We start from the raw sequence: 15,393 nt of genomic DNA, 5'->3' as shown, positions 1-15,393 counted from the left end.
TTGTGGCCTAAATCCTCCTGAGAATTCGGTACCGGCGCTCAACTCAACTTGATGTCCCACAGGCCTTCCTTGCGGCAGGCCGCGACTTCCTCGCGCAAAAGCGTCGTGACGGCCAAGGATGCCGTCGAGGCCGGACGGTCGATCGGAGAGGCGAAAATGAGCTCGCGCGTCATCGGCTTGGATACGGGCGCGGTCTCCAGCCGTCCGTCGGCGACCTCGCCGTGGACCGACGAGGGCGGGAGCAGCGCGAAGCCGAGACCTTCCTCGACGAGGCTCGTCAGCACGCGGAACGAATCCGCCTCGAGCTGGACGTTGAGCTTGATCTTGCGCTGGGCGGCCGCGTGCTCGATCAGCGCGCGGAGACCGTGAGAGTGACTGGGCAGCACCAGCCGCTGGCGCAGCAGCCAGCCGACATCAACGCTCTTCTTGCGCGCGAGGCCGCAGCCGCGCGGACCAACCGCGACGATGTTGTCGCGGCCGAGGCTCTCCACGTTGAGATGCAGATCGGCGGAGCGGCCGTAGAGAATGGCCAGATCCATCTCGCCGCGATGCAGCCATTCGACGAGATGGCCGCTGTAGCTCTCGACGATGCGCAGCGAAATACCGGGAAATTTTTCGACGCAGCGCCGCGCGAAGCGCGCCGACAGCACGCAGCTCACGGTCGGAACCAGGCCGAGCACGACCTGGCCGGACGGCGGCCCCTTGGTCGACTGGATATCGTCGCGGATCTGGTCGATCTGCCGCACGATGCCGGAGGTGCGCGCCAGCAGGAGACGGCCGGCTTCCGTCAGCACCATGCCGCGGCCATTGCGGGTGAACAATTCGGTGCGCAGCTCGTGTTCCAGCAGCTTGATCTGCCGGCTCAGAGCCGGCTGCGCCACGCGCAACGTGTCGGAGGCCTTGGAGAGGCTGCCGAGCTCCGCCACGCAACTGAAGGTCCTGAGCTGCCGGAAATCCATGCTTGCCAATCCTGGAAGGCTACTTCATACGCTATAGCAAATGAGCATAGGGGGCTGGCGATGTTTTCACAACGCCAGGGGATCGGCCGGCGTTATCTTGACTGCCGCTATCGATGGAAAACGCTATGAGTGAACAACACCACACCGAAGATCACGCCGATATCCGCGAGGCCGTCGCAAAGCTCTGCGCGCAGTTTCCCGGCGAATACTGGCGCAAGCTCGACCGTGAGATGGCCTATCCCAAGGCCTTCGTCGATGCGCTGACGCAGGCCGGTTACCTCTCGGTGCTGATCCCCGAGGAATATGGCGGCGCGGGCCTGAAGCTGTCCGCGGCGGCTGCGATCCTCGAAGAGATCCAGCGTGCCGGCTGCAACGGCGGCGGCTGCCATGCCCAGATGTACACGATGGGCACCGTGCTGCGGCACGGCAATGACGAGCAGAAGGCAAAATATCTGCCGAAGATCGCAAGCGGCGAATTGCGGCTTCAGGCATTCGGCGTCACCGAGCCGACCAGCGGCACCGACACCTCCTCGCTGAAGACGTTTGCGCGCAAGGAAGGCAACGACAGCTACATCGTCAACGGCCAGAAGATCTGGACCAGCCGCGCCGAGCATTCCGACCTGATGGTGCTGCTGGCTCGCACCACGCCGAAGGAGCAGAGCAAGAAGCGCACGGACGGGCTCTCGGTGTTCATCGTCGACATGTGCGAAGCCAAGAACAACGGCCTCGAGATTCGCCCGATCCGCACCATGATGAACCACGCCACCACCGAAGTGTTCTTTACCGACATGAAGGTGCCGGCGGAGAATCTGATCGGCGAGGAAGGCAAGGGGTTCCGCTACATCCTCTCCGGCATGAATGCCGAGCGCATCCTGATCGCCGCCGAATGCGTCGGCGATGCAAAATGGTTCATCGCCAAGGCCACGAACTACGCCAAGGAGCGCGCGGTGTTCGGCCGGCCGATCGGCCAAAATCAAGGCATCCAGTTCCCGATCGCCAAGGCCTACGCCTCGATGTGCGCGGCCGAGCTGATGGTGAAGGAAGCGACGCGCAAATACGAAGCCGGGCTCGACTGCGGCGCGGAGGCCAACATGGCCAAGATGCTGGCGGCCGATGCGTCCTGGGAAGCAGCCAATGCCTGCATCCAGACCCATGGCGGTTTCGGCTTCGCCGAGGAGTACGACGTCGAGCGCAAATTCCGCGAGACGCGGCTCTACCAGGTGGCGCCGATCTCGACCAATCTGGTGCTGTCCTACGTCGCCGAGCACGTGCTCGGCATGCCCCGCTCGTACTGAGGTCGCGCCATGGGAGCATTGGACGGGATCAGGGTGATTGCGGTTGAGCAGGCCGTCGCGGCGCCGTTCTGCTCGTCGCGGCTGGCAGACGCCGGCGCGGAAGTGATCAAGATCGAACGGCCCGAGGGCGATTTCGCCCGCGGCTATGACGCGGCGGCCAAGGGCCAGAGCAGCTATTTCGTCTGGCTCAACCGCGGCAAGCAATCGGCGGTGGTCGATCTCGCAACGAAAGAAGGCTGCGCCGAGCTCGAGAAGCTGATCGCGAGCGCGGACGTGCTGATCCAGAACCTCAAGCCGGGCTCGATGGACAAGCTCGGCTTTTCGCGCGAGCGCCTGCTGAAGGACTATCCAAAGCTGATCTCGTGCACGATCACGGGCTATGGCGACGAAGGTCCCTACGCGCACCGCAAGGCCTATGATCTGCTGATCCAGGCCGAGAGCGGCCTTGCCTCGATCACCGGCAACCCTGATGGAGCCTCGCGGGTCGGCATGTCGATCGTCGACGTCGCGACCGGCGCCACTGCGCATGCGGCGATCCTGGAAGCGCTGATCGCACGCGGGCGTACCGGCAAGGGCTGTGACATCCGCATCTCCATGTTCGACGTGATGGCGGACTGGTGCACCGTGCCGCTGCTCAATTCCGAAGCCGGCAATCCGCCGAAGCGGATGGGCCTCCGCCATCCATCGATCGCGCCCTACGGCGTGTTCACCTCGAAGGACGGCAAGGACATCCTGATCTCGATCCAGAGCGAGCGCGAGTGGAAGACGCTGTGCGTCAAGGTGCTCGACCAACCCGACCTGCCGGCCGATCCGCGCGTCGCCAACATGGTCGAGCGCGTGCGCAACCGCGACTTCACCGACACGACGGTCGCAGATATTTTCGGCAAGATGACGCGCGACGAGCTGTTGAAGCGGCTGTCGGACGCCGACATCGCGTTTGCCGAGGTCAACACCATGGCCGACCTCACCAATCATCCGCATCTGCGCCGCATTGAAGTCGACACGCCGAACGGGCGCGTCAGCTATCCCGCGCCGGCACCGATCATCGTCGGCGAGACGCGCGCTTACGGCGCTGTGCCCGCCATCGGCGAACGCCCCAAGAAGTAACAGAGCGAGGCGTCATGACCGAGAAGCTCGACATCGATCACTTGCGGCAATGGATCGGCCGCAGCACCGAGGCCACCGACATCGTCACCGCGCAGCTCGTGAAGGGCCTGCGCGCGACGCTGTTCCAGGAGGTCGGCGAGCCCAAAAAGGGTGACGCCGCGCCGTTCACGGTGCACTGGTGCCTGGCGCAGCCGGTGTTTCCAATGTCGATGCTAGGACCCGACGGCCATCCGACCCGCGGCGGCTTCCTGCCGCCGGTACCGTTGCCGCGCCGGATGTGGGCCGGCGGCGAGATCGAGTTCCTGCAGCCGCTGCGCGTCGGCGATGAATCAACGCGGACCTCGCGCATCGCCGATGTCCAGGTGAAGACCGGCTCGACGGGCACGCTGTGCTTCGTCTCGGTCGAGCACAGCATCTCCTCGCCGCGGGGCACAGCCATCCGCGAGCGGCAGGACATCGTCTATCGCGAGATGACGAGCAGCGCGCCCGCCGGCGCCAAGGCCCCGCCCCCGCCGCCCAAGGCGCAGCACCGCGAGACGCATGTGTCCGATCCCGTGCTGCTGTTTCGTTATTCCGCCCTGACCTTCAACGGCCACCGTATCCATTACGACCGCGACTACGTCACGAAGGTCGAGGGTTATCCGGGCCTGATCTTCCACGGGCCGCTGCAGGCGGCACTGATCGTGGAGATGGCGGCGAAGCTGCGCGATGGCAAGGCGCCGAAGAAGTTTTCGTATCGCGGCCTTCAGCCGCTGTTCGAGGGCACCGAGTTCTCCATCAACGCCAACGACACCGACACGGGTATGGAGCTGTGGACCGCGAATGCGGAAGGGCAGCCGACGATGAAGGGCACGGCGGTGTGGTGACGCTCTCTCCTCGTCATTGCGAGGAGCTCGTGACAAAATTGCGGAGCAATTTTGCAGTGAAGCGACGAAGCAATCCAGACTGTCACCGCAGAGGCCCAGTCCGGATTGCTTCGCTTCGCTCGCAATGACGGGTGAGGCTGGTGGCGGCAATCAACAACAGGGACGGAAACCATGGCCAAGAACGGAAAGAGCGGCAGCAAGTCCGTCACCGTGAAGCAGGCGACGCTGGACCTACTGCGCTCGCTGGGCATCGACAGGGTGTTCGGCAATCCCGGCTCGACCGAACTGCCGTTCCTGAGCGACTGGCCCGACGATATCGACTATGTGCTGGCGTTGCAGGAAGCCTCCGCCGTCGGCATGGCCGATGGTTACGCGCAGGCGACGCGCAATGCGGGTTTCGTCAATCTGCACTCGGCGGCCGGCGTCGGCAACGCGCTCGGCAATATCTACACCGCGCACCGCAACCAGACGCCGCTCGTGATTACCGCGGGCCAGCAGGCGCGCTCGATCCTGCCCTTGCAGGCGTTCCTCTATGCCGAGCGCGCCTCGGAATTCCCGCGGCCTTACGTCAAATACAGCGTCGAGCCGGCGCGGCCCGAGGACGTTCCGGCCGCGATCGCGCGGGCCTATTACACCGCGATGCAGCCGCCCTGCGGGCCGACCTTCGTGTCGATCCCGATCGACGACTGGACGCATGCCTGCGCGCCGGTCGAATCGCGCAAGGTCAGCCGCGAGATCGGGCCTGAGGCTGATGCTATGAAGGCGCTGGTCGCCGCGCTCGGCTCAGCCAAGAATCCCGCCCTCGTGGTCGGCCCCGGCGTCGACCGCGCCGGAGCGGTCGATTTGATGGTGCGCGTCGCCGAGAAGGCCAAGGCCAGCGTCTGGGTCAGCCCGTTCTCCGCGCGCTGCTCGTTCCCCGAGCGTCATCCGCAGTTCGCAGGCTTCCTGCACGCCTCGCCGGCGCAACTGTCCGACGCGCTGCGCGAGCACGATCTCGTCGTCGTAGTCGGCGCGCCGGTGTTCACCTTCCATGTCGAGGGCCATGCCGCGATTTTCGACGGCGGCGCGACAATCTTCCAGATCACCGACGATCCGGATGCGGCAGCGGTAACGCCCGTCGGCACCAGCATCATCGCGACCATGAAGCCGGCACTTAGCCTGCTGCTCGACCTGCTGCCGGAGAGCAAACGCGCGACGCCAAGGGGCCGCACGCTGCCGCCGGCGCCGCAAGCCGCCGATCCGCTGCCAGTTGAATTCCTGTTGCACTCGCTGTCGCAGGCGATGCCGGACGACGCGTCACTCGTCGAGGAAGTGCCCTCGCACCGGCCGGCGATGCAGAAGTTCATGCCGATGCGCGGCCAGGACAGTTTCTACACCATGGCGAGCGGCGGCCTCGGCTATTCCCTGCCCGCCGCGGTCGGCATGGCGCTCGGCAAGCCGAAGCAACGGACGGTGTGCCTGATCGGCGACGGCTCGGCGATGTATTCGATCCAGGCGCTGTGGACCGCCGCGCAACGAAAGCTGCCGCTGACCATCGTCGTCATCAACAATTCCGGCTACGGCGCAATGCGCTCGTTCAGCCAGGTGATGCAGGTGAGGAACGTGCCGGGATTGGAACTGCCGGGGATCGATTTCGTCAGGCTCGCCGAAGGCATGGGGTGCCATGCGGTGCGGGTGAGCAAGGCCGCGGAGCTGGGCGAGGCGCTCAAGCGCGGAATGGCGTTCGAGGGGACGAGCCTCGTCGAGGTCGTCGTGGATTCAGCTGTGCCGGTGTTGTACGGGCAGAAGCATTAGGGGGGCGCGTAGCCCGGATGGAGCGAAGCGAAATCCGGGAATCGTGCCACAAGCGAGTCGGCCCCGGATTACGCTGCGCTCCATCCGGGCTACGAACTACGACTACGACATCACGACGCCAGGAATCCCCCGTCGGCGGCGAGCACGTGCCCGACGACATAGGATGACGCGTCGGACGACAGCCACACCACGGCCTCCGCCACTTCCTCCGGGCTCCCCATCCGCCGCAGCGGCAGGCCCGCACTGACGGTCGCGACATCGCCGACGCCGGCGCGCAGCATCATGTCGGTGACGACCCGGCCCGGCGCGATCGCGTTGATGCGGATGCCGCGCGGGGCATTCTCCATCGCGGCCGAGCGTGTCAGCGAGATCGCGGCGGCCTTCGAGGCCGAGTAGAGCGAGAAGCCGGGATTGGGATTGCGCACGCCGCTGACGGAGGCGTTGACGACGATGCTGCCGCGCCCCTGCGCCAGCATCGCTGGCAATTGATGGCGCAGGCACAGAAACAGCGCACGGACATTGGTGTCGAACACCGTGTCGTAGATCTCCGTGCCCTGCTCTTCCAGCGGCGCGCGGCGCTCCTGGAATCCGGCATTGTTGAAGGCGACATCGAGCCGACCGCAGCGCTGGACCGCCGTGCGAACCAGACATTCGACGTCATCCTCTCGCGTGATGTCGGTCTGGATCGCGATCGCGTCAGCGCCGAGCTCCCGGCACGCTGCGGCGGTGTCCTCGATTTCGGCTTCGCGCCGTCCCGCAACGACAATCGCCTCGGCGCCCTCGGTTGCCATCCGCAGCGCCGTGGCGCGGCCGATGCCGCTGCCGCCGCCCGTGACGAGGCAGACCTGGCCCCTCATCCGCATCCCGGCCGGCAAAATTCCGCTCATGGCTCACTCCAAAACGCTTGCGCGCGACGTTGCGCGTATATAGTTGTATGATACAACTATATACCGGGAGTCAAGATGGCCGAGCTTGCGTTGATCGACGACATCCGCGCCGCCTCGCGGTTGATGGTGCGTGAGCTCGGCTTCATGGATGCGACAGTGGCGGCCTCGGATTATCCGCCCTCGGCGGTGCACACGATCCTGGAGATCGGGATCCGCGGCCCGATGAATTCGGGCGAGCTCGGCGATTTCCTGCGGCTGGAGAAATCCAGCGTCAGCCGTATGGTGCGCAAGCTGGTCGATTGCGGCGAGCTGCGGGAGACGCCTGATGAGGCCGATGCGCGCAGCAAGCTCCTGTCGCTGACGGCGAAGGGCCGGCGCACGCTGGAGGCGCTGCACGCGTTCGGCCGCCAGCAGGTGCGCGGCGCGTTGGCCGCGCTGACGGAGGCCGAGCAGCGCACGGTGCGCGAGGGCATGATGCTCTATGCGCGGGCGCTGCGGCAGAGCCGGATGGAGGGTGAGGGGGAGTCGGCGGCGTAGCCCCGCTCTCGGTGTCATCGCCCGCGAAGGCGGGCGATCCAGTATTCCAGAGACGGCTGTGATTCCTCGATAGGCCGCGGCGTACTGGATTCCCCGCTTCCGCGGGGAATGACAGCGGTGCGGGTGGCACTAGCCTACCCTACTTCCCGAACTCCTCCCGCATCTTCGCCTGGATCTTGGCCATGCCGCCGATCCAGCGGTCGTAATTCTCGGTCTTCTTGCGCATGTAGCCGAGCACCTGCGGGTGCGGCAGGATCAGGAACGTCTCCTGCTCGAGGCCGGCGAGCACGTCTTTCGCCACCTGCTCCGGCGTAAGGTCGCCGTCGCCGGATTGCGGGCCCTTGGGGATCGAGCGCAGCATGTTGGTGTCAACGCCCTGCGGGCAGAGGATCGAGACCTTGATATTGTCCGCCTTGTGCGAGATCGCGAGATTCTCGGCAAAACCCACCGCGGCGTGCTTGGTCGTGGAGTAAGCGGGGCTTCCGACCTGCGACAGCAGGCCCGCGGCCGAGATCGTATTGAGGAAATAGCCGCCGCCGCGCGCCTTCATACGGGGAATGAGATACCGCGCCGCATAGACATGGGCCATGACATGGATCGCCCAGCTCCGCTGCCACGGCTCGTCGGAGGCGCCGCCGGCATTGACCGACATCGGATCGAAGCCGCCGCCGATGCCGGCATTGGAGCAGAACAGTTCGATCGGCCCGAACTGCCGCTCGGTCTCCTCGATGACGTGGGCGATCTCTTTTTCCTGCGCGACGTCGCATCTGAAGGCCGCTCCATCCACCGTGGCGGCGACGGCTCTAGCATTGGCGGCGTCCATGTCCGCGACGACAACCTTGGCGGCACCCGCCTTGTGGAAGGCCTCGCACAGCGCCTTGCCGATGCCGTTTGCGCCGCCCGTGACGACCACGACCTTGCCGGTCACCTGCATGCGACGTCTCCTCTTTTGTCTTGTTGTAGCGCTTCTCTTTTCGGATAGCGCTTCGCCATCTTATACCGCTTCGCTAATTCCGCTTCGCGGATCTTGCTCAGCTCAACACGAGGTCGAGCACCGCGGTATAATGGCACGCCGCGCCGGCCAAGACAAAGCCGTGCCAGATCGCATTCTGGAAGCGCAGCCGCCGCCAGGCATGGAAGATCACGCCAAAGCTGTAGAGCAGGCCGCCCGCAAGGATGAAGCCCAGCACCAGCGCAGGTAGCGCCTTGACCACGGCGTCGTAGACCATCACGCCGCTCCAGCCCATCGCCAGATAGATGCCGACCGCGACGCGGTCGAACCGGCCGGGGTAGAGAAGTTTCAGCACGATCCCGAGGATCGCGACGCACCAGACGCCGCCGAGCAGCACCAGCGCGAACACACTGTCCCTCACCTCGAGGATGAACGGCGTATAGGTCGCCGCGATCAGCAGATAGATCGCGCAATGGTCGAACCGCCGCAGCAGCCATTTTGCCGGCGAGACCGGCCAGAGATTATAGGTCGCCGACAGCACCAGCATCGAGAGCAGGCCGGCGACATAGATCGAAACCCCCACGATGTTGGTGGCGTCGGCATAAACCGCCGTCAGCACCACCAGGACCGTGGCGGCGACGATGCCGCAGAACACGCCGATCGCGTGGATCACGCCGTCCGCGATCAATTCGGCACGGTCGTAGTTCCAGCCGATCGCGTCGGCCGCGGCGTGCACGGAGGTGGATGCGAGCTGTTTCAGCTGGAAGACGGTCATGGCAATCCGCAAGGACTCAGGCAATGCCCTCTTGTAGGGGTCTTTCGAGATCGGCGCGTCGTTCAAACGACTGATTTGCCGATAAAGGCGGTGGAAGTATGAAGCTTGATTTTCCTCACGCGAATGCCACTTTTGTGAACAGTCTCACAATTCCGCCCGCCCGGGATCAATCACGTTCATATGGCATTCAGTTTCCAGGATATGGTCGAAGAAGCGCGGCTGTCGGCAAGAGCGCTGATCGACTATGGCGAGCACTTCTTCAACCCGACGGTGCGGCTCGGGGTCACCGGCCTGTCACGGGCCGGTAAGACCGTATTCATCACCGCGCTGATCCACGGCCTCACCCGCGGCGGCCGCTTTCCGGTGTTCGAGGCCTATGCCTCGGGCCGGATCGCGCGGGCGCATCTGGCGCCGCAGCCGGACGACGCGGTGCCGCGCTTCGCCTATGAGAACCATTTGCGCGCACTGATCGAGGAGCGGCGCTGGCCGAACTCGACCGTCGACATCAGCGAACTCAGGCTCGTCATCGACTATCAGCGCCAGAACGGCGCCGACCGCACATTGACGCTCGACATCGTCGATTATCCCGGCGAATGGTTGCTCGACCTGCCGCTGCTCCAGAAAAGCTATGAGCAATGGTCGGCCGAAAGCCTCGCGCTGTCGCGCGAGGCGCCGCGCGCGCATCTTGCGGCGGACTGGCACGCGCATCTCGCGACGCTCAAGCCCGAGGCGCGCGAGGACGAGCAGGCGACGCTGACGGCGGCAAGGCTCTTCACCGGCTATTTGCGCGCCTGCCGCGACGAGCGCTTCGCGATGAGCCTGCTGCCGCCCGGCCGCTTCCTGATGCCCGGCAATCTCGCCGACACGCCGGCGCTGACTTTTGCGCCGCTCGACGTGCCCGTGGGCGGCCAGGCACCGGAGGGATCGCTGTGGGCGATGATGGTCCGCCGCTTCGAGGCCTACAAGGACGTCGTGGTGCGGCCGTTCTTCCACGATCATTTTGCCCGGCTCGATCGCCAGATCGTGCTGGCCGATGCCCTCGCCGCGTTCAACTCCGGCCCCGAAGCGCTGCACGATCTCGAAGCCGCGCTTGCCGGAATTCTCGACTGCTTCCGCATCGGCCGCAGCACGTTCCTCTCCAGCCTGTTCCGGCCGCGTATCGACCGCATCCTGTTCGCGGCGACCAAGGCGGACCATCTGCATCATTCCAGTCACGACCGGCTCGAGGCGGTGCTGCGCCGCGCGGTCACCCGCGCGGTGGTGCGCGCGGAAGATACCGGCGCGGAGATCGACGTGGTGGCGCTCGCCGCCGTTCGCGCCACGCGCGAGGCCCAGGTCGCGCATGGCCGCGACAAATTGCCGTCGATCCTGGGAACGCCGGCGGCCGGCGAAAGCGCCGGCGGCGAGTTCTTCGACGGCAACACCGAGGTTGCGACCTTTCCGGGTGACCTGCCGCCGGATCCCGAGCCGCTGTTCAACGGCACCGGCGCATTCCGCGGCCTCTCGACCGAGGCCGCCGAGAAGAGCGATTTTCGCTTCCTGCGCTTCCGTCCGCCAAAGCTCGAACGCGAAGGCAATGACGAGCCGGCGCTGCCACACATCCGCCTCGACCGTGCCCTGCAGTTCCTGATCGGAGACAAGCTGTCATGAACGACCGATCCAAGCCGCGGCGGCCGGCGACGTTCCGGCTCGACGATCCCGGCGTCGTCGTCACCGAAGCCGAGGAGACCAGCCGGCTCGCACGCGCCACGATCCAGATCACGCCGGAGCACGATCCGCAGGCGCTGCCAGTGCCGATCGAGGCCGCGCTCCCGGCGCGTCGCGGCTTTCCCTGGGGCACGCTGTTCTGGTCCGGGCTCGGCGGGCTGACGCTGCTCGGCACCGGGCTCGGCGTGGTCCGTCTGATCGAGGATCTGTTTGCGCGCAGCGAAACGCTCGGCTTCGTCGGCCTCGCATTCGGCTTCGTCACCGCACTGGCGCTCGCGGTGGTGATCGGGCGCGAGGCCTTTGGTCTGGCGCGCCTTGCAACCATCGAGAAACTGCACGCGCGCGCCGCCGCAGTCCTTGCCAGTGACGACCGCAAGGAGAGCCGCGTCATCGTGCAGGACCTGCTCAAGATCGCGCACCAGAATCCGCAGCTTGCGCGCGCCCGCGCCACGCTGGAGAGCCACACCGGAGAGATCATCGACGGCGCCGACATGATCCGGCTTGCCGAACGCGAATTGATGTCGCCACTGGATGCGGAAGCGCGGCGGCTGGTGTCGTCGGCCGCGCAAAAGGTCTCGATCGTGACCGCAGTTTCGCCGCGCGCGGCGATCGACGTATTGTTCGTGTTCGTGGCCGCGTTGCGCCTGATCCGTCAGCTCGCTTTTCTCTATGGCGGTCGCCCCGGCGCGCTCGGCATGATCCGCCTGCTCCGCCACGTGATCGCCCATCTCGCCATCACCGGCGGCATGGCCGCGAGCGACAGCCTGGTGCAGCAGATGCTCGGCCACGGCATCGCGGCAAAGCTGTCGCAGCGGCTCGGCGAAGGTGTGCTGAACGGATTGCTGACCGCACGGCTGGGTCTGGCCGCGATCGACGTGACGCGGCCGTTGCCGTTCGCGGCGCTGCCGCCGCCAAAACTGTCGGACCTCGCGACGGATCTGCTGCGGAAGAAGGACGAGGAGTAGCGGTGCTATTCGCGCCACCGTTCGCGCCATTCGCCGGACCAACACATGGCGCGGCGCCTGAATGAGCGAAGCTTAAGCTCGCGGTTCATCGGGAAAGTCGAAGCTGACAATGATAAACCCGACCGCACCAAACACCAACAGCGCCAGGAACAGTGCCGCAACAGCAAAGGACCACACGAAAGGCTCCGAGCAGCTGAGTGCCATCCAATCGAGCCAACGAGCGGAATGTCACCCCTCGCCGGCTGATCTGAGGCAGACCCGGACGGGGTTAAAGGGCAATGGTCCGGTAGAATGACCTTGCTCAGTCAAGCCGCGCCTCGCAAGCGAACTATCGAGTTAGCCCTTTCGAGTATTGGGAGATTATCTGCCGCGATTTATGGCAACTGAGCACAAGGAGGCGGCAATCCAAGTCGTCGCTTTCAAGTCAGCCTCTGGCCGCCCCATACCACGGCGCATCAACCCGTTAAGAAACTGGTTACCAGTCAATGTCACCATTTGCATATTAGGCCGCCATATGCGGCGCGCATTCTGAAAACGGTTCAATATTTCGACACGCCCGGTTGGCGGTCTCTTTCAGGAGAGGCCCAATGTTTAAGGGCTTAATGGCAGCGCTTGTGGCGCTGATCAGCACACTGCAACTGGATCGATACCTGACCAACGGTCGGTACACCGACGCGGCCATGGATATGCTGCGGCAAATCAGGCGCGCGTTTGGATTTTGAGGTGCACTGGACGATTTGAGGCCGGTGATGAAGGGCATTCCCTGGACTGATCTCGATGCGGAGGAGCAACGCGCCATTGCGATATTGGGAGCCGGGCTCTCCATCGAGCTGTGCGACGCCGTCGCTCTGCCAAGATTGAGGCGGCTCGGGCTGATCGCGGGGTCTCGTTTGACCGCTGCTGCACACGAGTTGCGGAGGCGCGTTGTTCTGGAAGAACTCAGTGCGCGGGATTGAATCGCATAACCAATTGGCACGCTCGATCCTCGCTTGGTCGGGGAGTGCCTTGACGGGGCTAACAAGGCGTGGGGAGTTTGATGGTGGCAGGTGCAATTGAGCTGATCGTGGAGGGATACGTTTCGCTCAGGGACCAAGCAGCTCTTGATGAGCTTCGGACACAGCGCCGCAAACTTATCGCAGATCTCGATGCATGTACCGGGATCGACTGCAGGAGTACCATCCGGCAGATCGAGGAAGACATCGTCGTGATTGAGGCCGGGCTGGCGCGGTTGGCGGCCTAGTCGGCCGGATGTTCAGAGATTGCCCGATGTCGTATCGGCAACGGTGCACCCGGTGTGGATCAGGTCCTTCTTGGTCACCCGCACGCTGCCAAGATAATAACCTCGCTCCTGGACGGCTGCCCTGATCTCGTCGCTGACCTTGAGAACTCTCGCTCTGCTCTTGCGCCATTTGTTGGAAGAGTAGAGCGCGGGCATCGGAGAGCCGTTGCTGACGACGAGGAAGTCCCGCTTGCCATTGCGATAGACATCAAACATGTCCTATCCCCGCAGATAATATCAATAAGAGAAAATATGTTTCGTCACGATAGCTCCAGCTTAGTGGCTTAAATGCTTGAGCGGGTGGTAATCTGGGATGGCGGCCTGTGAATGTCGGGAAAAATGCTGGTTGCAGCTAAGCGATCAGCTCGGATTTCTGTTTGTATGTTGTTCTCATGCCACGCCAGGCCGCTTCAACGCGTGGCCTCGTTTGCCTTTGGGAGCCCACAAGGGGAGGAGGAAAGAAGGGTGCCTCGCTAGGCGAGCGTACGTTTCTCGAATTCCGCCGCCAGCACCCGCCATTGAAACAGCGGCGAATCCGTTGGCGGCGAGAGTTCCGGCGTCCAGCCGGTGAGCTTCTCAATCACATAGGTGTCCGTCAGAACGCCGCGCCAGCGACGTTCGACCTGGCCAAGCTGCTCGCGCTTCGTCGGGATCGATCCCCACACCGGTGCGCGATTGTCCGGCTCTCGCCCGACATAGATGCCCGCATGCCCGCTGATCCGATCCATGCCGGGATCGCGAAAATCCTGGAAGCGGCCGCGTTCGTTGATCTCGACGACGGGCACGCGGCCCCTGAACAGCCAGCGCATCATCGCGTAGGTGCGATAGTCCGTGGTCGCGATCCAGGTCGCGCCGGTCTCGTCGAGCGCGGCCTGCGCACGCGCAGCGACCTGCTCGTAGCCGGCTTCGGCGCCGATCGGGTCGATCTTGCCGAGCAGATTCCAGGGCGCGGCGACGTAGTACAGGAACACGATGACGACGAAGGCGATCCCGGAGACGACCGCCGTATTGAGCCAGAAAATGCTCGACCGGATCATCCGCGCCGACCAGCCCTCGCGCGACAGCATGACGAGGTTGACCGCGGCGGCGGCAAAGCCGACCGGCCACATGAACATCGGCCAGGTGTCGCCGACCCTGAGCGTCGTCGACTTGAAGAAAAAATAGAGGAACGGCACCAGTACCGCGGTCGACAGCAGGATCGCGACCGGCTCGCGCGTGCGATAGCCGCGCCACGCCGTCATCACGAGGCCTGACAGCACGACCGGCAGCATGACGAAGCCGACCAGGCCAAATTGCAGGCCGATGTAGTCGCCGATCGTGCGCAGCGAGATGCCGTAATTGGCGGTGGCCCGCACGCCCTGGAAACGGAACGAGGCCCAGTCGTGCTGCGCGTTCCAGATCAGCACCGGCGAGAACACCGCGATCGCGATCAGCACCGCGAGATAGGGGTAAGGACTGCGCAGCCAGCGCCAGCGCCAATCCGGCACCAGCAGAAACGCGGCGACCGCCGGCGCAAACATGATCGCGGTGAATTTCGACAGCATCGACAGTCCGGCGAACAGGCCGGCCGCCAGCCACCAGCGTCCGTCGCCGCCCTGCGCGAGCCGGACCAGGGACCACGTCATCGCCACCGCGAACGGGATCATGGCAACGTCCGGCGCGACCTTGGCCATCAGCAGGCCGTAGTAGAGCGCAGCCTCCGGCATCAGCACCGCGAACATGATGGCGCGCGCATCATGAGTGAGGCGGCGGACGATGTCGGCCAGCAGCAGCTGCGTCACCAGCATCGCGACGATGCCGCCGAAGCGGACGCCGAGCACGGTGTCGCCGAAGATCGCGGTACCAAAACGGATGAACCAGGCGATCATGGGGGGATGATCGAGGAAGCTGAGCGCTCCCTCCTTCGACCAGGTCCAGTAATAGGCCTCGTCGGTGCGCAGCTCGATCGCGGAGGCGTAGACGATCCGCAGCAGCGTCATCGCGGCGATGACAAGCACGGCCATAACGAGGGGACGGCGCGCGGCGCCGGCTGGGGACACGGTGATATCAGGGGCTGTCGTCACGGCCGCGCTTTTCGCCAACCTGGGAGGGGGAGTCAATGCGGGGGGTGGTCCCGCAAACACCGATGTCGTCCCGGGGCGCGACGAAGTCGCGAGCCCGGGACCCATAGCCACAGGGAGGAGTCGTGGCACGAACTGGTAACCACGAGTCTTCGTCAAATCCGATCCTGTGGATATGGATCCCGGATCGGCGCGCCGCTTCGCGGCGCT

General features: G+C 64.8%; 16 protein-coding genes. 10 read left to right on the top strand and 6 right to left on the bottom strand.

Annotated elements, in window-relative coordinates; translation table 11 throughout:
- Nucleotides 1–38: 38 nt before the first annotated feature.
- The gene (locus QJT78_RS17715) at nt 39–959 is read right to left on the bottom strand and encodes a LysR substrate-binding domain-containing protein (protein ID WP_028151261.1); all 921 of its coding nucleotides are present in this window, start codon (nt 957–959) and stop codon (nt 39–41) included.
- A gap of 125 nt (nt 960–1,084) precedes the next feature.
- Between QJT78_RS17715 and QJT78_RS17710 the strand changes: the two genes are divergently transcribed.
- The 4 genes from QJT78_RS17710 (at nt 1,085) to mdlC (ending at nt 6,021) form a co-directional block, all read left to right on the top strand.
- A complete protein-coding gene (locus tag QJT78_RS17710; protein WP_028151262.1) occupies nt 1,085–2,254 on the top strand; it encodes an acyl-CoA dehydrogenase family protein in 1,170 nt (389 codons plus the stop codon).
- Between the two features lie 9 nt (nt 2,255–2,263).
- Nucleotides 2,264–3,361 (top strand): CaiB/BaiF CoA-transferase family protein, encoded by a 1,098-nt coding sequence (locus QJT78_RS17705; protein WP_028151263.1) that lies wholly within the window; start codon nt 2,264–2,266, stop codon nt 3,359–3,361.
- Between the two features lie 14 nt (nt 3,362–3,375).
- Nucleotides 3,376–4,227, top strand: coding sequence for a MaoC family dehydratase N-terminal domain-containing protein (locus tag QJT78_RS17700; protein ID WP_028151264.1), 852 nt, complete (start codon nt 3,376–3,378; stop codon nt 4,225–4,227).
- 171 nt (nt 4,228–4,398) lie between these two features.
- A complete protein-coding gene (mdlC, locus tag QJT78_RS17695; RefSeq protein ID WP_038942959.1) occupies nt 4,399–6,021 on the top strand; it encodes a benzoylformate decarboxylase in 1,623 nt (540 codons plus the stop codon).
- Nucleotides 6,022–6,131: 110 nt separating this feature from the next.
- Here the strand turns inward: mdlC and QJT78_RS17690 are convergent, their stop codons facing one another.
- Nucleotides 6,132–6,908, bottom strand: a complete 777-nt coding sequence (locus tag QJT78_RS17690; protein WP_028151265.1) for a glucose 1-dehydrogenase — start codon at nt 6,906–6,908, stop codon at nt 6,132–6,134.
- 75 nt (nt 6,909–6,983) lie between these two features.
- Here QJT78_RS17690 and QJT78_RS17685 point away from each other — a divergent pair, with 75 nt between their 5' ends.
- Entirely contained in the window at nt 6,984–7,445 is a 462-nt protein-coding gene (locus QJT78_RS17685; protein ID WP_038953529.1) for a MarR family transcriptional regulator, read from the top strand.
- Between the two features lie 139 nt (nt 7,446–7,584).
- Here QJT78_RS17685 and QJT78_RS17680 read toward each other — a convergent pair whose 3' ends face one another.
- Both QJT78_RS17680 and QJT78_RS17675 read right to left on the bottom strand, forming a co-directional pair.
- Entirely contained in the window at nt 7,585–8,379 is a 795-nt protein-coding gene (locus QJT78_RS17680; RefSeq protein ID WP_028151266.1) for an SDR family oxidoreductase, read from the bottom strand.
- A gap of 97 nt (nt 8,380–8,476) precedes the next feature.
- Entirely contained in the window at nt 8,477–9,172 is a 696-nt protein-coding gene (locus QJT78_RS17675; RefSeq protein WP_028151267.1) for a hemolysin III family protein, read from the bottom strand.
- Nucleotides 9,173–9,352: 180 nt separating this feature from the next.
- Here QJT78_RS17675 and QJT78_RS17670 point away from each other — a divergent pair, with 180 nt between their 5' ends.
- The 5 genes from QJT78_RS17670 (at nt 9,353) to QJT78_RS17650 (ending at nt 13,084) form a co-directional block, all read left to right on the top strand.
- The gene (locus tag QJT78_RS17670) at nt 9,353–10,822 is read left to right on the top strand and encodes a YcjX family protein (protein WP_028151268.1); all 1,470 of its coding nucleotides are present in this window, start codon (nt 9,353–9,355) and stop codon (nt 10,820–10,822) included.
- Entirely contained in the window at nt 10,819–11,844 is a 1,026-nt protein-coding gene (locus QJT78_RS17665; RefSeq protein ID WP_028151269.1) for a TIGR01620 family protein, read from the top strand. Before QJT78_RS17670 ends, QJT78_RS17665 begins: the two co-directional genes overlap by 4 nt.
- Before the next feature lie 587 nt (nt 11,845–12,431).
- Nucleotides 12,432–12,566 carry a hypothetical protein gene (locus tag QJT78_RS17660; RefSeq protein WP_256461605.1) on the top strand — a complete coding sequence of 45 codons (135 nt, stop codon included), beginning with the start codon at nt 12,432–12,434 and terminating at the stop codon, nt 12,564–12,566.
- Nucleotides 12,567–12,593: 27 nt separating this feature from the next.
- On the top strand, nt 12,594–12,800 hold the full coding sequence (locus QJT78_RS17655; RefSeq protein ID WP_028151270.1) for a hypothetical protein: 207 nt from the start codon (nt 12,594–12,596) through the stop codon (nt 12,798–12,800).
- Nucleotides 12,801–12,883: 83 nt separating this feature from the next.
- A complete protein-coding gene (locus tag QJT78_RS17650) occupies nt 12,884–13,084 on the top strand; it encodes a hypothetical protein (RefSeq protein WP_162136502.1) in 201 nt (66 codons plus the stop codon).
- Nucleotides 13,085–13,096: 12 nt separating this feature from the next.
- Here the strand turns inward: QJT78_RS17650 and QJT78_RS17645 are convergent, their stop codons facing one another.
- Both QJT78_RS17645 and QJT78_RS17640 read right to left on the bottom strand, forming a co-directional pair.
- Nucleotides 13,097–13,339: a hypothetical protein gene (locus QJT78_RS17645; RefSeq protein WP_028151510.1), complete on the bottom strand. Its 243-nt coding sequence runs from the start codon at nt 13,337–13,339 to the stop codon at nt 13,097–13,099.
- 257 nt (nt 13,340–13,596) lie between these two features.
- Nucleotides 13,597–15,126 carry a glycosyltransferase family 39 protein gene (locus tag QJT78_RS17640; protein WP_049807567.1) on the bottom strand — a complete coding sequence of 510 codons (1,530 nt, stop codon included), beginning with the start codon at nt 15,124–15,126 and terminating at the stop codon, nt 13,597–13,599.
- Nucleotides 15,127–15,393 lie beyond the last annotated feature (267 nt).

It is taken from the genome of Bradyrhizobium sp. Mp27, assembly GCF_029953005.1.
GTDB lineage: Bacteria > Pseudomonadota > Alphaproteobacteria > Rhizobiales > Xanthobacteraceae > Bradyrhizobium > Bradyrhizobium barranii.
Note: the sequence above shows the minus strand (reverse complement) of the source record. Positions and strands in the feature narration are given on the sequence as shown.